Origin of the sequence: Actinoplanes awajinensis subsp. mycoplanecinus (assembly GCF_001509495.1) — a bacterium.
GTDB classification, from domain to species: domain Bacteria; phylum Actinomycetota; class Actinomycetes; order Mycobacteriales; family Micromonosporaceae; genus Actinoplanes; species Actinoplanes palleronii.
This window is the reverse complement of the sequence record NZ_LLZH01000085.1, coordinates 239,293-258,894: the sequence shown is the minus strand read 5'-3', so window position 1 is coordinate 258,894 and position 19,602 is coordinate 239,293. Positions and strand designations below refer to the sequence as shown.

Below are 19,602 nucleotides of genomic sequence, written 5' to 3'. Positions count from 1 at the left end.
ACACCCCATCACGTCACATCACCCTCAGTGACCACAACCCCATCATCCGTCATCCACCCAGCCTGCCGCCCGGGCCGCCACCCCACAGGAGCCGTCCGACCCGCTCGGACACGTCACACGTACCGAAATCCTTCGATCCGATCAGCGGCCGTCGCCAGATCCACCGTGGGCGGGACTTGGCGCCGGAAGCCGGAAAACCGAAACTTCCTCCCGTTCGCGTTTCTGCGAACGGGGCGGCATATGTGTCCGATTTTCTCCGCGACGTGATCTCGAATTGGTAAAGATCCAAATGCACCTCTAGTTATGTGTACCGATGGACAAGAGCATCACCCATCGACGGGCCACACCAGTGAGGTGCGAGCCGGCGCCGGTTTACCCCGGAGTCGGGTCGCAACTTAGCCCGGTCGAGAGGGGCTGAATTGAGACCGTTATCCGTACCGTCCGCAACCCGGCGGGTGGGAGCGGCAGCCGCCGGTGTCGTTCTGCTCGCGGCGTTACTGCCGCAGCAGGCACAGGCCGCGCCGCTACCGGGCGCCGTGACCGCGGACACCGACAGCAAGGCGCAGCGGCGAGCCGATTACGACTCCCGCGCGAACCTGGTCGCCGCAACTGAAGCACAAGCGCCGGCAGCCGCACCGAAGAGTGCCGCATCGAGCCGCGCCATCGCGCCCGCGCCGTCGGCCTCGGCGGTGCAGACCATGCGCAACCAGCTCGGTGTGCAGGGCATCGTCGACATCGATCGGGCGACCGGCACCCCACGCCGGGTGGCCAAGCTGGACGGCTTCCTGACCGGCCCGAGCCGCAAGAAGCCGACCACGGTCGCGCTCGGCTACATCAAGGCCCACCCCGAGATCTTCGGCTTGGACGCGGCCGACCTCGCCACGCTCGAGCTGCGCCGCGACTATGTCGACGTGGCGGGCACCCACCACCTCAGCTGGGTACAGGTGGCCGACGGCGTGCCGGTGTTCGGCAACGGCCTGAAGGCGCACGTCACCAAGGACGGCCGCCTCGTGCAGGTGGACGGGTCGCCGCTCAAGTCGCTGCCTTCCGCGGCGGGCGCCGCCAAGGTGACCGCCACCGCCGCCCGTGCCGCGGCGGTCAAGGACGTCTTCGGCACGTCCCCCGCCAAGGTCACCAAGACCGCGGCCGGCACGACCACCTTCAGCGACAACGGCACGGCCAAGAAGGTCTGGTTCCAGACCGTCTCGGGCCCGCGCCTGGCCTGGCAGACGATCGTTGTCGACGAGGGCTACGTGCACGTGATCGACGCGGCCAGCGGCGAGGTGCTCTACCGCCACAGCACGATCGCGAACGACAGCGCCGAGGCGTGGAAGAACTATCCGGGCGCGCCCAAGGGCGGCGTCCAGCAGAAGGTCGACCTGACCGCCAAGGGCTGGCTGCCGAACAACGCGCGCCAGCTGTCCGGCAACGTCGCGCACGTCTACTCGGACGTGAACGACAACAATCTGGCCGACCCGACCGAGGAGGTCGGCCCGAGCGGCGTGCACCGGTGGGACTACCCGTTCGTCGACTTCAACGACACGGTGGGCGGCCTCTGCTCGGACGCGTACCCCTGCTCGTGGGACCCGAAGACGGCGAACTCGTGGCAGGTCAACCGCAAGCAGAACGCGGTGCAGCTCTTCACGTTCCTCGGCACCTTCCACGACCACCTCAAGTCCTCGCCGATCGGCTTCACCCGGGCGGCGGGCAACTTCGAGGCGCAGGACGGCGACGCGGTGCAGGGCCAGGCCATGGACGGCGCCAACACCCTGAACGGTCTGCCCGACGGTGACCACACCGACAACGCCAACATGAACACCCCGCCGGACGGCATCCCGCCGGTCATGCAGATGTACCTGCTGAACCCGGCCCCGGACGCGGTCGCCGCGAACACCGGTGACGAGTCCGACGTCGTGTTCCACGAGTACACGCACGGCCTGTCGAACCGGCTCGTCATCGACGCCGCCGGGAACTCCACCCTGAGCAACATCCAGGGCGGCGCGATGGGCGAGGCCTGGAGCGACTGGTACGCCGAGGACTACCTGCACGCCAAGGGGCTCGAGAAGGACACCGCGAAGCCCGGTGACGTGCTGATCGGCAAGTACTGGACGGCCGGCGGCACGATCCGCAGCGAGGGTCTCGACTGCACCGTCGGTATCGTCGCACCGACCTGTCCCGGCACCGCGGCGGCCGGCCCCGGCGGTTACACGTACGGCGACTTCGGCAAGGTCTCGTCGCGCGGCCCCGAGGTGCACGCGGACGGCGAGATCTGGGCCCAGACGCTGTGGGACCTGCGCCGCGCCATCGGCAGCAAGAAGGCCGAGTCGATCGTCACCCGCGGCATGGAACTGTCACCGGACAACCCGTCCTTCCTGGACATGCGGAACTCCATCATCGCGGCCGACCTGGTGGTCAACCGGGGCAAGAACGCCAAGAGCATCTGGAAGGTCTTCGCCAAGCGGGGCATGGGCTACTTCGCCGCCGCCATCGACGGCGACGACGCCCAGCCGGTCGAGGACTTCTCGACGCCGCCGGCCGCGAGCACCCCGCGCGGCACGCTCACCGGCAAGGTGACCGACCAGGACACCAAGGCCCCGGTGTCCGGCCTCACCGTCGCCTTCGGCGGGCACGCCTCCGGCTTCGCCGGTGACTACCGCGCCACGACCGCCGCGGACGGCACCTACAAGATCTCCGGGATCATCCCGGGGACGTACGCCAAGGTGTACGCGCGGGGCGCCGGCTACGACCAGATCGTCAGGACGGTGTCGATCAGCTCGGGCACCAAGGCGGAGAACTGGGCGGTCCGCTACGACTGGGCGGCTTCCTCCGGCGGCGCGGGCATCATCAGCGCCACCGGTCCGGACTACACGGCCTACGGCTGTGGCCCGGGTCAGCTGCTCGACCAGTCGCAGATCTCCGGCTGGGGTTCCGACGTCGCGGCCGAAGGCCAGAACGCCGTGATCCACCTGTCCGGCGTCGTCAACGTCACGCAGCTGGCAGTCAACCCGTCAGCCACCTGTGGTGACGACGCGACGGCCTCGACCGGCGGCTACCGGATCGAGACGTCCAAGGACGGCACCACCTGGACCCTCGCCGCAAGCGGGGACTTCCCGGCCGGCACCGTCTCGTCCACCACGGTCGCGCTCGCGGCGGGCACCGGCGACGCCATCGAGTACGTTCGGTACACGATGCTGACCACGCAGGCGCAGGATGCCGGGCTCTGCGCGGCCGGCCAGCCGGCCACCGCGAACGGTTGCCGGTTCATGGACTCCACCGAGCTGGCGGTCTACGGACCAGCAGCCTGACCAGTGATGGTGCCGGTTGCCCCGTGGTGGGCAGCCGGCACCGTCGCTCTCTACCGGAAAACTGCAATTCGGCGGTCTCCGGACCGCGCCCCGTGTAACGCGGGGTCTGGGTGCCTCCGCCCTCAGGCCGAAAACCGAAACGGCCCCCGGTTCGCGTCTCCGCGAACCGGGGGCCGTCACACCAGTGGAGGTGCCGGGAATCGAACCCGGGTCCTTCGTTGCTTTGTCAGGGCTTCTCCGAGCGCAGCTCACTACATCCCTACTCGGCCCTCCGGCTCACGTGAGCAAGTCCGGACGATGGGCCCAGTCGCAGATTAATCTCGCCGTGCGGTCCCCGCGACCGGGACCGGTTGGCCAGCCTCCTAGCTGATGCCGGCAGCTGGGACGGAGGCGCTCCCAGACCGACAGACCACGCTACTCGCCTCAGGCGGCGAGAGCGTACTGGTCAGCGTCAAACTTAGAGTTGGCGCTTATAAGTTTCCGACGACCGATTCTCGAGACGACGTCGGCTTCCTCGGCTCGCTTCCCCTGTCTCCACGTACGAAGTCGAAACCAGTCACCCCCGGGATATGTGGACAGCTCGGCAATCTTAGCTCACCTGGCAGCTTCCGCCACCGACCGTGCACCCACTTGGCTTGACCTGGTCTTTTGCTCCCTTGCTGGCCTGGAAGCCTACGGTGATGCTGCGGCCGGGGGCCAGCGAGTTTCCGCGCAAGGTGATCTGGTTGCCGCTGCCGCTGGCCGAACCGTTCCAGGCGCCGCGGACGCTGACGCCGGCGCCGGACGGGTAGCTCAGGGTCACGGTGAAGTCGTGGGCCGTCGTGCCGGTGTTGGTGACCTTCACCGTGGCGATGAAGCCGTCGGCCCAGGAGGCGCTGGTGCCGTAGGTGGCACTGAGATCCTTCGGGGCGGCCGGCGAGGGGCTGGTCCGGGCCGGGGTCGGCGAGGCGCTCTTCGAGGTCTTGGACGGGGTCGGCGAGGCGCTCTTCGACGGCGTGGCCGAGGCCGCCGCGGAGGCCGAGGGCGAGGTGGACGGCGACGCGGAGGGTGACACCGAGACCGAGGACGACGGCGACGCGACGGCCGACGGCGGACCGGTGACCAGTGGCAGCGTGGTGGACTCGGCGGCGCGCAGGCCGGCCGAGGGCTGCACCATCACCGGGTTCTCGTCAGCCGAGGCCGGACCGCCGGCCCGGATCGCGATCCACATCACCAGGCCGACCAGGAACGCGGCGGCCAGGCCGAACACCGATCGGGCGATGAAGAACTGGCGGTCTCTGTGCTTGGACAACGGCCGGTCTCCTCGGGGGCAGAGGTCGCGCGAAAGCGAAGTGATCAACAAGCTTGGCGGCGCAGGATACCCCGTCAGCCCATGCCTTTGGCGCGACGGCCCATGGCGCGATTGATCTCCCGCTTGGCGTCCCGCTCGGCCAGGTCCTGGCGCTTGTCGTAGCTCTTCTTGCCCTTGGCGACGCCGAGCTCGACCTTCGCATACCCGTTGTGGAAGTAGACCGAGAGCGGGACGAGCGTGACGCCGTCGTCGCGCAGCTTGCCCATCACCTTGGCGATCTCGTCGCGCTTCAGCAGCAGCTTGCGGACCCGGCGGGGCTCGTGGTTGGTCCAGGTGCCCTGCGTGTACTCCGGGATGTGCATGCCGTGCAGGAAGATCTCGCCGTTGTTCTCGTGGCCGAAAGCGTCGACCAGCGAGGAGCGCCCGGCGCGCAGCGACTTGACCTCGGTGCCGGTGAGCACCATGCCTGCCTCGTAGGTGTCCGTGATCGCGTAGTCGTGGTACGCCTTGCGGTTCGAGGCGACGAGCTTGCGCCCCTGTTCGCGTGGCATAACCAGCGGTCTCCTTCAACGATCCGGGCGGTGGGACCGGTCGATCCTATCCCCCCGCCGAGCAAAGGCTCAGCAGAGGCAGGGCGGCAGGTAGTTCAGCGGGTTCCGCGGCGCGCCGGCGAACCGGGTCTCGAAGTGCAGGTGCGCACCGGTCGAGGCCCCGGTGCTGCCGACCAGACCGATGATGTCGCCCTGCCGGACGTACTCGCCGACGTGGACGTAGATCCGGGACTGATGGCCGTAACAGGTGGAGAAGCTGGTACCCATGACCCGCCCGTGGCTGACGCAGGTGTAGTTGCCGTAGCCACCCCGCCAGCCGGCCTGGATCACCCGCCCGGACGCGGCGGCCCGGATCGGGGTGCCCGACCCGGCGGCGAAGTCGGTGCCGGCGTGCAGCTGCCAGACCCGGTAGTACGGGTCGTAACGGTTGCCGTAGTCGCTGCTCTTCCAGCCGTGCACCGGCATCAGCAGCTGGCCGTGGTACCGCCCGGTGTAGCCGGACCGGGTCTCCCGGGTCCGCAGCACGGTACGGGTCTTGCGCTCGGCCATGAGCGCCACCCGGTACTGGGCCAGCACGGTGGCTCGTTGCGCGTTCGCCGCGCTCAGCGCCGTCCGCCGGGCCAGCACCAGCTGGTAGACGTCCCGGCGGGCCCGGACCGCGTCCACCTGGGCGGTCTGCGCGGCCTGGAGCTTGGCTGCCGCCTCGGCCTCGGCCAGCTCGGCGGACCGTTTCGCCACACCGGCCCGGTCCTGCGCGATCCGGGCCGTCCGCCGGGCGCCGATCAGCTGGCGTACGTCGTCGTTCTCCTGCCGGACCATCTCGTCGACCAGGCTCATCCGGTCCATCAGGTCGACCGGGCCGCTCGCCGAGACCAGCAGGTTGAAGCGGGTCACCGGGCTGCCCATGTAGCTGGTGCGGGCGATCTCCTCGACGCGCTGCCGGGCGCCGGCCACCCGTTCCTCGGCGGCCGCCCAGTCCGTGGAGATCCGCTGATAGCTCTGCCGGGCGGCCTCGGCCCGGCTGCGGGCGGAACTCGCCTCGACCCGGGTGGCGATCACGGTGCCGCGGGCGGCGGCCACCCGGTGCTGTGCGGTCGGCAGGGCGGCCGAGGCCAGGGCGAGCCGGCGGGCAGCGGCCTTGGCGGTGGCACCGGCGTTCTCCAGCAGCGCCTCGGCCCGGCGTACCGCTGCGGCGGCCCGTGCGGCGTCGTTCCGGTCGGCCGTCGCCGGCGCCGGCGCGACCAGGACGAGCCCGGCGACGCTGAGCAGACAGAGACAGGCGGACAGCAGCGAGTTCGGTCGGCGGTACCTCACGGGGAGTCACCGTACTCTGACTAAACGCCCTCAAAGCCGTAAACCGCCCGAAGGCAGCGAAGGCCGCGACCCGGCAGGGTCGCGGCCAACGGTACGAAAAGGTCTCGGAGTGCGTCAGACCTTGAGGTAGAACCGCAGGGTGACCCAGGCGGTTCCGGCGCTGACGAGTGCTCCGACCCCGGCCAGCAGCGGCAACATCAACCAGACGTTGCCGGTCGGCACGGGTGTCAGGATCGCGGTCAGGGCTTGCAGCTTGTTGTCCAGCAGGACGATCTTCCCGATGAACAGCGCGACGAACCCGAGCAGCGCGCCGATCAGGCCGGCGACCACCGCCTCCAGCACGAATGGTGCCTGGATGAACCAGTTCGAGGCGCCGACCAGCTTCATCACCGCGACTTCTCGGCGCTTGCTGTACGCGGCCACCTGGATGGTGTTGCCGACCAGCAGCAACGCGGCGAAGGCCATCACCGCCGCGACCACCAGGGACATCAACTGGACCGAGTTGAAGATGTTGAAGACCTTCTGCAACAACTCGCGCTGGTCGATGATCCGCTGGATTCCCGGCTCGCCCTCGATCTGCTTGGCGAACTTGTCGTAATCCTCGGGATTCGTCAGCTTCACCCGGTACGACTCCGGCAGGCTGCTCACGTTGACCGCGGCCACGAAGTCCGGGGAGTCGGCGTAGAGCACCTTGAAGCGCTCGAGAGCCTGCTCCTTCGTCTCGTACGAGCTCTCCTTGACCAGCGGGCTCTCGTCAATCTTCGCCTTGATCGCCTGGCGCTGCCCGTCAGTGACGTTGTCAGCCAGGAAGATCGAGACCTCGATCTCTCCGTAGTAGAAGTTCTTCATACGGTCGACCTGCATGTACATCAGCACGCTGGCGCCCAGCATGGTCAACGAGACCGACATGGTGATGATCATGGCGACCGTCATCGTGACGTTTCGCCACAGGCCCACCAGGACCTCGTTGAGGACGTACTTCACGCGCATCGGGGGGATCCTTCCGGGACTCCGCGTGTCACTGGTTCAGCGTTGCTCGGGTGGGCGGAGCCAGTCTCAGCCGTAGACACCACGGGCCTGGTCACGGACGATTCGTCCGCTTTCGATCTCGATGACCCGGCGGCGCATCTGGTTGACGATGTTGGAGTCGTGCGTGACCATCACGACGGTCGTGCCGGTCCGGTTGATCCGGTCCAGCAGTCGCATGATCTCGATCGAGGTGTCCGGGTCGAGGTTACCGGTGGGCTCGTCGGCGAGCAGGATCAGCGGGCGGTTCACGAAGGCCCGGGCCACTGCGACACGCTGCTGCTCACCACCCGACAGCTCATGCGGGTAACGGTGTTCCTTGCCGCCGAGGCCGACCAGCTCCAGCACCTCGGGAACGACGCGCCGGGCGACGGCCTTGGTCTTGCCGATCACCTCGAGAGCGAACGCGACGTTCTCGTACGCGGTGCGGTTGGGCAGCAGGCGGAAGTCCTGGAAGACGCAACCGATCGAGCGGCGGAAGTGCGGGATCTTCCACGAGCGCAGCGAGGTGACGTCCTTGGCGTTCACGACCACTTTGCCGCGAGTCGCCTGGACCTCCTTCAACAGCAGCTTGATGATCGTCGACTTACCGGAACCGGAGGGGCCGATGAAGAAGACGAACTCACCCTTCTCGATCCCGACGCTGACATTGTCCAACGACGGCCGAGACGCCTTCGGATACGTCTTCGTCACGTTCTCGAGCTGAATCACGGGACTGGAGTCTACGCGGTGTAACGAAAACGCCAAGCCCGCCGGGGTCGTGAATCTTGACTACCTGCGGGAACGGCAAAAAGGAGCGACCCGAGCCTGACCGAGCGTTCAGACAGGGTCGCTCACCGTGATGAATATGCCTAGGCCGAGACCTGATTCTGCTTGCGCCAGCGGATACCGGCCTCGATGAAGGCGTCCACATCGCCGTCGAAGACCGACGTCGGGTTGCCCACCTCGAACTCAGTGCGCAAATCCTTCACCATTTGGTACGGGTGCAGGACGTACGAACGCATCTGGTCGCCCCACGAACCGGTGGTGTCCTGCTTCAAACCGGCCATCTTGGTCCGCTCCTCCTGGCGCCGGCGCTCGAGCAGCCGGGCCTGGAGCACCCGCAGCGCAGACGCCTTGTTCTGCAGCTGGGACTTCTCGTTCTGACACGTCACCACGATGCCGGTCGGGATGTGGGTGAGCCGCACCGCCGAGTCGGTGGTGTTGACGCTCTGCCCGCCCGGGCCGGACGACCGGTACACGTCGGTCTTGAGCTCGTTGTCCGGAATCTCGATGTGATCGATGGCCTCCACGACCGGCATCACCTCGACACCGGCGAAGCTGGTCTGCCGGCGGCCCTGGTTGTCGAACGGGCTGATCCGGACCAGCCGGTGGGTGCCCGACTCGACGCTCAAGGTGCCGTACGCGTAAGGCACCTTGACCGCGAAGGTGGTGGACTTGAGCCCGGCCTCCTCGGCGTACGACGTGTCGTAGACCTCGGTGGGGTATCCGTGGCGCTCGGCCCAGCGCAAATACATCCGCATCAGCATCTCGGCGAAGTCGGCGGCGTCCACACCACCGGCGCCGGCCCGGATCGCCACCAGCGCCTCACGGGAGTCGTACTCACCGGAGAGCAGGGTGCGGACCTCGACCTCCTCGATCGCCTTGCCGAGCGCGACGATCTCGGCAGCGACCTCGGCGACCGAACCCTCGTCGCCTTCGGCCTCGGCCATCTCCAGCAGCAGGCCGGCGTCGTCGATCCGGGAGCGCAGGCGTTCCATCTTGGAGATCTCACCGGCGGCGTACGACAACCGGCTGTTGACGTCCTGCGCCCGCGCCTGGTCGTCCCAGAGGTCGGGAGCGGAAGCCTGCTCCTCGAGATCCGCCTTGTCGCGGCGCAGCTTGTCGACGTCCAGGACATTCTCGATGTTGCGAAGGGTGGCGTCGAGCGCTTTGAGTTGCTCAGGGAAGTCGGCAGCGGTCACGACACTCAACAGTACGCCGCCCGGCCAGAATACTGGCCGGGCAGGTCACAGTTGGTCATCTGGCCGCTTCGGCCGGGACGGTCTTCAGCCAGCTGAGCGCCGCCTTGTGATACGCCACGGCGAACTCCAGCGCGGCCGCGCCGTACGGGTCGTCGTTCTTCTTAGCCTCCTTGGCCTGCTCCTTCACCATTGCCAGCGCCTCCGCGTGGTACTGGCTGGCGTTGGTGTAGAGCGTCTGCAACTGGTCCGGGTTGTGCTGCTGGCCGAAGGCGACTCGCAGCGCGACGGGATTACGCAGCGCATCGCGACCGGGCGTCTCGGTGAGCCAGCGACTGAAGGCCCGCTTCCCGGAGGCGGTGATCGCGTAGGGCTGGCTGGACCGCGGGCCCGGCTTCCCGAGGCGCACGAACCCCATCTCGGCCAGAACCGGCAATTCGCGGTAAACCTGGCTCCGCGTCATCGACCAGTAGGGCCCGAGGCGGCGTTCGGCAGCCGCCATGAGCTGTCCGCCGGTCATCGGCCCCTCGTGAAGCAGGCCGAGCAAGGCGGCAGCCGTCGGATTGATTTGCAAGTCGGGCATGCCTTCTAAGCTGCCACTTTGTCGGTCCGGCGTCCAGGATTTCGCACGATCCGTCCAGTTTGCGCCTCCACAAACGACTGTCCCGCACAGACAGTCCGACAACGAGCGCGCAGCTCGGGCGATTCGCGCCCCGCGACGTAGTTGACCAGCTAAAATGGAGCACTCAATCGGTCAGACAGGCAGGCGGAGGCAGGAAACGCCCATTACTGGGCGAGTCGCCACGCGTATTCGGACATTCACGTACAACCACCCCAGCGGCCCATTTCCGGGGCAGGGGCCCGCCCCTCGATCGTGCGTGGAGTGACCCGGTGACGCCGCCGGACGACTCCACGGTGGTGCCGAAACACCCGTCCGTCCATCGTCACACTCCACCGACGGCAGGTCAGGGGCCCGCAGGTTCGCCGGTTACCCTGACGCCATGACCGACCCCGAGCGCCAGTCCGCGCCGGAGACCCGCGAGGTCTCGCGGCTCACCGTGATCTTGCTGGCCGTCGCCGCGCTCGCGTGGACGGCCGCGATGCTCCAGTCGGCCCGGGCCAGCATCACCGGCCGGGCGGACGTCGCGATGGAGGTCACGTCCACGGCGTACGCGATGCCCGGTGCGGTCTCCGCCGCCATGGTGGCCGGCGCGGTGGTGGCCCTGCTGGCGCTCACCCTGCTCAGCGGGTGGCGGGTGGTCGGCGCGACCGTCCGGTTCGCCGTCGCCACCGCCAGCGGCCTGCTGGTCGGCGTGCTCTGCGCGGTGCCGATCGTCACGATCAACACCGAGGGCACGATCTACGCGGCGGTCGGTGGCACGGTGGCCGCGGCCGCCACCATCGGCGGCGCGCTGGCCGGCTTCCGGATCCCACCGGTGGTCGCCGCGGCCGGCTGGGCGACGCTCGGCACGTTCCTGGTCGGCTTCGTGCTGAACAACAAGCACGTCCAGAGCCCGGTGCTCGACCTCCTCGGCAACGGTTCCACCGAGGCGGCCGCCAATGCCAACCAGATGTTTTCGTACGGACAGTCGGCGCTCAGCGGGCTCGCCGCCGGTCTGATCGCCTTCGCGGTCCTACGGCAGGCCGGGCGCCGGGCGGCCGACGGCGACGGCGGGCCGGGCCTGCGGTGGCCGTTCTACCTGATCGCCGGGGCCGGGCCGGGCATCATGCTGGTGATCTCCGAGATCCTGACCCGGACGGCCGGCGCCCAGGTGCTCGAACTGGCCGGCAAGGTCAGCGAGCTGGAGACGTCGGTGCAGCAGATCCTCAGCACCAACCGGCTCAACAGCGCGCTGATCGTGCTCTTCATCGGCGCGTTCGCGGCGATGGTCGCGGTCGGACGGACCCTCTCCCCCGCCGCGGACGACGAGGACGAGGACGAGGCCCCGGCTTCCTTATCGGGCGCCGAGGAGCCCGTGACCGGGGAGCGGACGAGCTAGGTCTTGCCGTTGCTCTGACCGCGCCCACCCGCGGACGTCGCCCCGGAGGGCTTCGCGTTCTGGACGCGTAGCGGCCAGCGAAGCCCGCAGGGGTCCCGGCGGGAGCGACGATCCGCACCCCGGCGGACGCACGACATCTAGATTTTGATTTTAAAGAAGTTCGTCGAGTTCGGTGACCGCGTACCACTCGAGTTCGTGGTCCTCCGCGCCGTCGACGGTGAACTGCGCGTCCGGGTCGCCGGCCAGCGCCTCCTCGACCACGTCGGCCGCCGCCGCGATCTCCTCGGCGACCGAGGTGCCGTCCACGTGGATGCTCGCCACCTGCGACAACTGCACCGGCTCGGGCAACCGGACCGTGCTCGAACCGAGCTCCACGTCCTCCCGGACCAGCGCGGACGCCGGCACGTCGGCGGAGACCACCACCCGGCGGCGGGGCGCCTCGGCGTCCTGCCGGAGCAGCCGCAGAGCGCCCTGGGCGGCCCGGGTGAAGGCCACGTACTCCAGCTCCTCCTCGTCGCCCTCGGCATACCACTCGCGGAGCGCGGGGGTCACCGCGTGCGCGGCCGTCGCCTCGTCACCGAGCCGGCCCTTCGCCCGCAGGTCCGCCAGCATCGGCACGGTGGCCGGCACGTATACCCGGACCAGGTCGGTGATCGGCACGTCTTCCTCCAGCTTTGCCATCCCGGTCAGTACACCGCCGCCGCGGCCCGGGAAAAGCCCATTCCACCAGGCGTCTCCGGATCGGGTGGGGCCGGGCTTACGTCGGGCCGGGCTTTCGTGGTGCCGGGCTCGGCTTTCGGGGGCAAACGGTGGCAAACTCAGGCTGCCGTAATCAACGAGAGTGGGTGGCGACGGTGGAGGCCAGGTTCCTGTTGCTGTCCGACGTGGCGGCCGAGCTGAACGTCTCGGACTCGCAGGTCTATCACATGGTGCGCAGCGGCGAGCTGCCCGCAATCAAGATCGGCGGGCGCGGTCAGTGGCGGGTCGAGCGGGCCAAGCTGGAGGAATACATCCAGGGGAAGTACACCGAGACCGCCGCGTGGGTGCGGGAAAACCCGCTCGCGGAGCGGGAGCCGGAGTGAGCCTTTTGTGCCTCTTCTCGGATGCTCCGATCGGGATTGACCGCCGGCCGCGGGCGGAGCCAGACTGAGGCTATCGAAGGCAAACGAAGCCAAACGCAAGGATTGGCGGTGGAGATGCGATCGGCGGTCGACAGTGCACCCACCGGGTCCCGGCCGGCGATTCACCTGCGGCCGATCCCCGGGTATGAACCTCCGTTCGACGACGAGCTGACGCCTCAGCTGTGGTCACCGGAGCAGCAGTTGGCCCTGGAGTGGCCACGGCCGGTGCGGAAGCCGTCAGCGGGCCCTCCAGCGGGCCCTCCGGTGGGCTCTCCGGCGGGGCGGGGCGGTCCGGGGTTGCCGGGTGGCGGCCCGCCACCTGGCGGAGGCGGCGCGCCTGGCGCGGCCGGCTCGGCTACTTTGTCCGGCTCGGCTGCTTTGTCCGGCTCGGTCGGCAGGCCGGGCGGCGCTTCTGGCCCGGGGCCTGCTGTGGCGCCGGTGGTGGCGGGGGCTTCCGGGGACGCGAGGCTGGCGGTGAAGCGGTTCCTGCGCCTGTGCGTCGAGGTGTTCAACGGCTATCGGCCGCCCGCGCACCTGCGGCGGCTGGCACGGCCGGCCGACGCCGCCGAGGTGGTGGCCCAGGGGCTCGTCGGCGCACGCCGGATCGCCGAGCTGCGGCGCCCGCGCCGGCCCGGTGACCGGCGGCCCAAACACACCACGCCGGTCGCCGTGCGCCGGGTGTATCTCTGCGAGCCACGATCCGGAGCGGTCGAGGTCGCGGTCGCCCTGGTCACCGGGGAGCGCACCTGGGCAATGGCGCTGCGCCTGGAGTTGCATCAGGACACCTGGTGCGCCACCACGCTCCGGCTGATCTGAACCCCGGCCCGAAGCCGGACCGAAGCCCGGCCCGAAGCCCGGCCCGAAGCCGGACCGAGACCCGGCCCGAAGCCTGACCCGGGGCCAGGGTCTGGAGACGGGCCTGAAGCCTGACCCCAGTGTCATCTGATCGCAGGGCCGGCCCCGGGGCGTCCACTGAGCAACGCAGGCGGTGGCCGTCCTGGGTTCCACCCGTCCCGGTCGGCACCGGCCATCGCGGCCCGGCGGGCACGGCACGGTCGCGGCTCAGCGGGACCGTGCCGTGGCCCGACGGGACCGTGCCGTGGCCCGACGGGACCGTGCCGTGCCGCGGTCCGGCGGGGCCGGCACGGCATCACGCCGGTCGGGGAAACAGCGCCGGCCGGGGAAACAGCGCCGCCCAGCGCCGCGGGCCATTGCTGGGCCGTGGGCTGGGCGGCGGTGAGGACCGCTGACGGTCAGGGAGTGCCGGGCGCGCCGTGGCAGCGCTTGTACTTCTTGCCCGAGCCGCAGTAGCACGGCGCGTTGCGGGACGGGCCGTTCGACTCGGCGGCGTGGCTCGACGCGCCACGGCCGGCGCTGGTGTGCGCCGGGTTCGCCGGGACCGGCGTGCCGCCGGGGCCGAACGCGACCGGGGGCTCCGGACGCTGCTGGACCGCCGGGCCGTCGCCCGCGTCGCCGTCGATGGCCGGCGCGGTGTACTGCAGGTTCTGCGGACGGTTGCCGCCACCGAGGCCCTTGGCGCGTACCTCGACGTGCTCGTGCGGCTCGTCGTCCTCGTCGGCCTTGGGCAGCGCGTAGGCCTGCGACGGGTCGACGGTGATGGTGGGCTGCTCCTCGACCTGAACCTCCAGGTTGAAGACGAAGCCGACGGCCTCCTCCTTGATGCCGTCCATCATCTGGTTGAACATGTCGAAGCCCTCGCGCTGGTACTCGACCACCGGGTCGCGCTGCGCGTACGCCCGCAGGCTGATGCCCTCCTGCAGGTAGTCCATCTCGTAGAGGTGCTCGCGCCACTTACGGTCGATCACCGCGAGCAGCACCTGCCGCTCCAGCTCCCGGACCGCCTCGGTGCCCAGCTCCTCCTCGCGGGAGGCGTAGGCGGCCTGCGCGTCCTTCTTGAGCTGCTCGACGAGGTATTCCTGGTCGATCGCGTTGCGCTCGCCGCCGGACTCCTCGATCACGTCCTCGATGGTCAGGGTGACCGGGAAGAGACGCTTCAGGTTGGTCCAGAGCTGCTCGAGGTCCCACTCCTCGGCGTACCCGTCGGCGGTGGCGACCGTGACGATGTCCGTGATCGTGTCGTCGATCATGTGGGTGACCTGCTCGTGCATGTCCTCCCCGTCGAGCACGCGCTTGCGCTCGGCGTAGACGACCTGCCGCTGCTTGTTCATCACCTCGTCGTACTTCAGCACGTTCTTCCGGATCTCGGCGTTCTGTGCCTCGATCTGGGTCTGCGCGCTGCGGATCTGCCGGCTGACCATCTTCGACTCGATCGGCACGTCGTCCGGGATGTTGAAGCGCTCCATGACCGCCTCGACCGCACCGGCGCGGAACCGCTTCATCAGGTCGTCCTGCAGCGAGAGGTAGAACCGGGACTCGCCCGGGTCACCCTGCCGGCCGGACCGGCCGCGGAGCTGGTTGTCGATCCGGCGGGAGTCGTGCCGCTCGGTGCCCAGGACGTAGAGACCGCCGGCGGCCGTCACCTCGGCGGCTTCCGCCTCGCAGGCCTCCTTGACGGTCGGCATGACCTCCTCGAGGGCCTTCGCGTACTCCTCCGGGTTTTCCGCCGGGTCGAGACCGCGCTGGGTCAGCTCGGAGGCGGCGAGGAAGTCCGGGTTGCCGCCGAGCAGGATGTCGGTGCCACGGCCGGCCATGTTGGTGGCCACCGTGACGCCGCCCTTGCGGCCGGCCTGCGCGATGATCGTGGCTTCCTGCGCGTGGAACTTCGCGTTCAGCACGCTGTGCGGGATGCCGCGGCGGCGCAGCAGGGTGGAGAGGATCTCCGAGTTCTCCACCGAGACCGTGCCGACCAGCACCGGCTGGCCGGTGGCGTGCCGCTCGGCGATGTCCTCGATGACCGCCTCGAACTTGGCCTTCTCGGTCTTGTAGATCACGTCCGGGTGGTCGATGCGGATCATCGGGCGGTGCGTCGGGATGGACACGACGCCGACCTTGTAGACGCTGTTGAACTCGCCGGCCTCGGTCTGCGCCGTACCGGTCATGCCGCCGAGCTTCTTGTACAGGCGGAAGAAGTTCTGCAGGGTGACCGTGGCCAGGGTCTGGTTCTCCTGCTTGACCTCCACGCCCTCCTTCGCCTCGATGGCCTGGTGCATGCCCTCGTTGTAGCGCCGGCCGTGCAGGATGCGGCCGGTGAACTCGTCGACGATCAGGACTTCGCCCTCGGGGCTGACGATGTAGTCCTTGTCGCGCTTGTACAGCTCCTTGGCCTTGACGGCGTTGTTCAGGTAGCCGACCAGCGGAGTGTTCACCGACTCGTACAGGTTGTCGATGCCGATCCGGTCCTCGACCTTGCTGACACCGCGCTCGTTGATCGCGATGGTGCGCTTGGCCTCGTCGACCTCGTAGTCGCCCTCGCCGTCCTTGCCCTTCTGCAGGCGGTTGACGATCGCGGCGAACTCGCCGTACCACCGGGCGGAGTGCTCGGCCGGGCCGGAGATGATCAGCGGGGTCCGTGCCTCGTCGATGAGGATCGAGTCCACCTCGTCGACGATCGCGAAGTTGTGACCGCGCTGCACCAGCTCGTCCCTCGACCACGCCATGTTGTCGCGCAGGTAGTCGAAGCCGAACTCGTTGTTCGTCCCGTACGTGATGTCGCACTGGTAGGCCGCGCGGTGCTCGGCGGCCGGCCGGTTCGGCAGGATCACGCCCACGCTCAGGCCGAGGAAGCCGTGCACCCGGCCCACCCACTCGGCGTCACGCTGGGCGAGGTAGTCGTTCACCGTGATGATGTGCACGCCCTCGCCGCTCAACGCGTTGAGGTAGGCGGGGAACACGCCGGTCAGGGTCTTGCCCTCACCGGTCTTCATCTCCGGGATGTTGCCGAAGTGCAGCGCGGCGCCGCCCATCAGCTGGACGTCGTACGCCCGCTGACCGAGCACGCGCTTCGCGCCCTCGCGGGCCACCGCGAACGCCTCGGGGAGCAGCGAGTCGAGTGTCTCGCCCTCCTGATAACGCTCCTTGAACTGCTCGGTGCACTCGCGCAACTCGTCGTCGGTGAGATCGACGTAGTCGTTCTCGATCGAGTTGACCGCGTCAGCGATCGCCTTGAGCCGGCGGACCATGCGACCTTCGCCGGCACGGAGGATCTTTTCAAATATCGACACGGGTCAGCGCTCCCCTAGACAGTCTGCCGAACCATCGTAGGCACCTTCTCCCGGAGCCTGTGACCCGAGCCTCCCGTGAACCTCGCAAAAGACTCGAAACGGTGCAGGAAGTTCGCTGACAGCGCAGCACCCGGGCGCGCGAATCACGTTTCGCGCCCGGGCGAGTCTGCGGAAGGATGTTCCCGTGGAACAGGACAACGGGGTGACACTGCGCGCCCGCGGCTCGCGGGACGAGGCGATCGTGGACGCGGCACGCGACGATCAGCGCGGGCGCCGGTTCCTGCCGCGTCTGACTGCCGCGAGCAGCGATTATGCGTACGCCATAGTCGCCGGAGGCGCCGGCGACCCGGTCGGAGGCATCGATCTGGACCACCTTCTGCCTGGTCGTGGCACTGCCGAGGCCCGGTTCTGGGTCGGCCCGCGGGATCGGCGCCGCGGGATCGCGACCGCCGCGCTGCGCACCCTGAGCGAGCGGGTCTTCACCGGCGCGCCCGGGACGCCCCGGCTGCAGCGGCTCGAGTTGTTGATCCACCGGGACAACCCGGTGGCGCAGCGGGTCGCGCTGGCCGCCGGTTTCACCCGGGAGGGCGACCGGCGTGGCGCGCTGCCGAACCTGACCGGCGGATTCGACGACGTGCTGGTCTACTCCCGGCTGGCCGGTGACTCCGGCGAGCCGGCCGAACGGCTGCTGCCCGACCTGCCCGGCGGCGAGCTCACCGACGGCGTGGTGACGCTGCGCCCGCTCGGCGAGGACGACGTGCCGTTCTACACCGAGTTGCACAATGTGCCGGATGTGATGGCCTCCGCCGTGCCGCCCACCCCGCCGCACCCGGCGGAGGTGCGCCGGCGCTGCTTCTGGGCGGCGTCGCACTGGCTGGCCGGCAGCCGGGCCGACATGATCGTGGCGGACGCGGTGACCGGCGCGCCGCTCGGCGAGATCTCGCTGTACTACCAGGAGCCGCCGACCGGGCAGGCCATGATCGGGTACAGCATGCTGCCGGAACACCGCGGGCGCGGGCTGATGACCCGGGCCGCGCAGCTGATCGGCCTGTGGGCCTTCGCGGAGACCGGCATCGCCCGGTTGATCGCCGGCACGTTCCCGGACAACCTGGGCTCGCAACGGGTGCTGGAGAAGGCCGGTTTCCACCAGGAGGCATTGCTGCGCTCCCGGCTGCCCGGCGCGGCCGGCACCCGTCACGACGACCTGCAGTACGTGTTGCTCGCCGAAGACCTGCTCGCGCAGGCCTCCGGCGGGGAACTCACCCAGCCAGGCTGAGAATGCCGTAGTCGTAGCCTCGACGGCGGTAGACGACGCTGGGGCGGCCGCTCTCCTTGTCCTGGAACAGGTAGAAGTCGTGCCCCACGAGTTCCATCTGGAAGAGCGCGTCGTCGACGGTCATCGGCTCGCCGGAGTGCTCCTTCTCGCGGACGATGGCCCATGGCTGATTCTCATCGTGCTCGGCCAGGTTTTCCTCGACCTCTGGCTCGGCGGTCAGCGTGGCGGTTCCACCCCTGGTCAGGTCGGTGGGGAGGTTCGCGGTGGCGGCGGCGACCGAGATCGGTGCGTGCCGTCCTCGATGGACGCGGCGCCGGTCGGCGGAACGGCGCAACCGGGCGTCCAGCTTGTTTATGGCGCAGTCCAGAGCTGCGTAGAAATCCTGTGCCTGAGCTTCGGCGCGGACCACCGGGCCCTTGGTGCTGACGGTGATCTCGACTCGCTGGCAGGTGTCTGCTTGACGCGGGTTCCGTTCGTGGAACAGCTCTACGTCGACCCTCATCAGCTTCTGGTCGTACCGCTCGACCTTGCTCAGTTTCTCTGCGACATGCTCGCGATAGTGGTCGGGAACCTCTACGTTGCGGCCCTTGACGACAATGTCCACTCGTGACCTCCCCCAACGTGACAAACATGGTGGGGCACCGGTTAGCCGGCGCATCGTGCTGCTTGAGAAGGACGCCGCGCCCCTGAACGGACGGCGCGACAGACGTAGTGAGACGACTCCTTTCCGGTGCGGCGGAAAGCGCTAGCCCGATCACCAGATGTGGCGGGTAAGTTGATGAACCCTACCCTCGTCACCTAGACGCTAACCCGCAGATCCCTGCACGTCACCCCTCGTTGGGGAACCCGGATGGCTGACGTTCGCCTCTATCGGCAGTCCCGGGGTGACATGAAGTCAAATCCCCGGACAGATGCGGCGCAGTTGTGTCGCTGCCAAGACTGCGGCGCCGGTGACCTGCATGTCCGCCTCCTCTAGACGACGTACCGCAGCGGCCAACGTGGCCCCCGTGGTGACGATGTCGTCCGCTATCACCAGCGTGCTCCTCGGCGCGCCGCCGCGCCGCAGAACGCTGATTCGAGCCGGATTGATTCGCAGTGAATTGACAGCCGCCGTAGACCTTGCGGCAGCGTCCAGTGACGTTGAGTCAGGCCTCGGCAGCGCCCGCAACGGCTGGTCCGCCCAGGCCGTCCAACCGGCCGCGCGCAGCCGCTGGACCGCGTGGGTGGTCAGTCGGGTCATGTGGTCGCCGTACCGCTCCCGGCGGGCCGCGCGGGTGGACGGGACCGGGACGATCAGAACCGGACGGCCGGGCGGCGCGAGGGCCGCGACCGCACCGGCCAGCAACGCGCCGAGAGGCCGCGCGAGTCGATGCCGGCCCTTTTCCTTGTACGCGAGCAGCGCACCGCGCAGCGCCCCCGCGTACGGGCCCACCGCCACGCAGGGCGGGAACCCGGGCGGCGGCGGGCTCGGCGCCGCCCGGTGCGGTCGCAGGCCCTCCAGCTCGGCCACGCAGGCCGGGCAGGCGCCGTTGCGCAGCCGGACCCGGTCCGCGCCGCAGCCCACGCAGGCGCCCGGCAGCACCAGGTCGGCGAGGTCACCGAACACACTGGTCAT

At 69.1% G+C, this 19,602-nt stretch carries 16 protein-coding genes and 1 other RNA gene; 5 read left to right on the top strand and 12 right to left on the bottom strand.

The genetic code is table 11. The annotated features are described in order from the left end of the window. The first annotated feature begins 455 nt into the window (after positions 1 to 455). Positions 456 to 3,305 (top strand): M36 family metallopeptidase, encoded by a 2,850-nt coding sequence (locus ADL15_RS13010; protein ID WP_067688980.1) that lies wholly within the window; start codon positions 456 to 458, stop codon positions 3,303 to 3,305. Positions 3,306 to 3,487: 182 nt separating this feature from the next. Here ADL15_RS13010 and ssrA read toward each other — a convergent pair. From ssrA to ADL15_RS12970, 8 genes are all read right to left on the bottom strand, one after another. Next, positions 3,488 to 3,869: a transfer-messenger RNA gene (gene ssrA, locus ADL15_RS13005) on the bottom strand. A 25-nt stretch (positions 3,870 to 3,894) separates the two neighbouring features. Continuing rightward, positions 3,895 to 4,596, bottom strand: coding sequence for a cellulose binding domain-containing protein (locus tag ADL15_RS13000; protein ID WP_067688978.1), 702 nt, complete (start codon positions 4,594 to 4,596; stop codon positions 3,895 to 3,897). A 74-nt stretch (positions 4,597 to 4,670) separates the two neighbouring features. Continuing rightward, positions 4,671 to 5,147, bottom strand: coding sequence for an SsrA-binding protein SmpB (smpB, locus tag ADL15_RS12995; protein ID WP_067688976.1), 477 nt, complete (start codon positions 5,145 to 5,147; stop codon positions 4,671 to 4,673). A 69-nt stretch (positions 5,148 to 5,216) separates the two neighbouring features. Continuing rightward, complete coding sequence (locus ADL15_RS12990) at positions 5,217 to 6,461, bottom strand: M23 family metallopeptidase (protein WP_067688974.1); 1,245 nt, start codon at positions 6,459 to 6,461, stop codon at positions 5,217 to 5,219. A 114-nt stretch (positions 6,462 to 6,575) separates the two neighbouring features. Beyond that, positions 6,576 to 7,451, bottom strand: coding sequence for a permease-like cell division protein FtsX (gene ftsX / locus ADL15_RS12985; protein WP_067688971.1), 876 nt, complete (start codon positions 7,449 to 7,451; stop codon positions 6,576 to 6,578). A 66-nt stretch (positions 7,452 to 7,517) separates the two neighbouring features. Continuing rightward, positions 7,518 to 8,198: a cell division ATP-binding protein FtsE gene (ftsE, locus tag ADL15_RS12980; RefSeq protein ID WP_014688049.1), complete on the bottom strand. Its 681-nt coding sequence runs from the start codon at positions 8,196 to 8,198 to the stop codon at positions 7,518 to 7,520. Between the two features lie 140 nt (positions 8,199 to 8,338). After that, the gene (prfB, locus tag ADL15_RS12975; RefSeq protein WP_067688962.1) at positions 8,339 to 9,451 is read right to left on the bottom strand and encodes a peptide chain release factor 2; all 1,113 of its coding nucleotides are present in this window, start codon (positions 9,449 to 9,451) and stop codon (positions 8,339 to 8,341) included. Positions 9,452 to 9,506: 55 nt separating this feature from the next. Continuing rightward, positions 9,507 to 10,031: a PadR family transcriptional regulator gene (locus tag ADL15_RS12970; RefSeq protein ID WP_067688960.1), complete on the bottom strand. Its 525-nt coding sequence runs from the start codon at positions 10,029 to 10,031 to the stop codon at positions 9,507 to 9,509. 418 nt (positions 10,032 to 10,449) lie between these two features. Between ADL15_RS12970 and ADL15_RS12965 the strand changes: the two genes are divergently transcribed. Continuing rightward, positions 10,450 to 11,448 carry a hypothetical protein gene (locus ADL15_RS12965; RefSeq protein ID WP_067688957.1) on the top strand — a complete coding sequence of 333 codons (999 nt, stop codon included), beginning with the start codon at positions 10,450 to 10,452 and terminating at the stop codon, positions 11,446 to 11,448. A gap of 150 nt (positions 11,449 to 11,598) precedes the next feature. Here the strand turns inward: ADL15_RS12965 and ADL15_RS12960 are convergent, their stop codons facing one another. Continuing rightward, a complete protein-coding gene (locus ADL15_RS12960) occupies positions 11,599 to 12,129 on the bottom strand; it encodes a DUF6912 family protein (protein WP_198170747.1) in 531 nt (176 codons plus the stop codon). 173 nt (positions 12,130 to 12,302) lie between these two features. Between ADL15_RS12960 and ADL15_RS12955 the strand changes: the two genes are divergently transcribed. Further along, complete coding sequence (locus ADL15_RS12955; protein ID WP_067689115.1) at positions 12,303 to 12,530, top strand: helix-turn-helix domain-containing protein; 228 nt, start codon at positions 12,303 to 12,305, stop codon at positions 12,528 to 12,530. A 21-nt stretch (positions 12,531 to 12,551) separates the two neighbouring features. Continuing rightward, positions 12,552 to 13,385 carry an Rv3235 family protein gene (locus ADL15_RS12950; RefSeq protein ID WP_338025531.1) on the top strand — a complete coding sequence of 278 codons (834 nt, stop codon included), beginning with the start codon at positions 12,552 to 12,554 and terminating at the stop codon, positions 13,383 to 13,385. Between the two features lie 437 nt (positions 13,386 to 13,822). Here the strand turns inward: ADL15_RS12950 and secA are convergent, their stop codons facing one another. After that, a complete protein-coding gene (gene secA, locus ADL15_RS12945) occupies positions 13,823 to 16,711 on the bottom strand; it encodes a preprotein translocase subunit SecA (RefSeq protein ID WP_067688954.1) in 2,889 nt (962 codons plus the stop codon). A 184-nt stretch (positions 16,712 to 16,895) separates the two neighbouring features. On the opposite strand from secA, the gene ADL15_RS12940 reads away from it, so the two are divergent. Further along, a complete protein-coding gene (locus ADL15_RS12940; RefSeq protein ID WP_067688951.1) occupies positions 16,896 to 17,987 on the top strand; it encodes a GNAT family N-acetyltransferase in 1,092 nt (363 codons plus the stop codon). Here the strand turns inward: ADL15_RS12940 and hpf are convergent. Both hpf and ADL15_RS12930 read right to left on the bottom strand, forming a co-directional pair. Beyond that, positions 17,971 to 18,591: a ribosome hibernation-promoting factor, HPF/YfiA family gene (hpf, locus tag ADL15_RS12935; RefSeq protein WP_067688948.1), complete on the bottom strand. Its 621-nt coding sequence runs from the start codon at positions 18,589 to 18,591 to the stop codon at positions 17,971 to 17,973. The two genes, ADL15_RS12940 and hpf, sit on opposite strands and share 17 nt — an antisense overlap. Before the next feature lie 291 nt (positions 18,592 to 18,882). Beyond that, positions 18,883 to 19,602 (bottom strand): ComF family protein, encoded by a 720-nt coding sequence (locus ADL15_RS12930; protein WP_067688945.1) that lies wholly within the window; start codon positions 19,600 to 19,602, stop codon positions 18,883 to 18,885.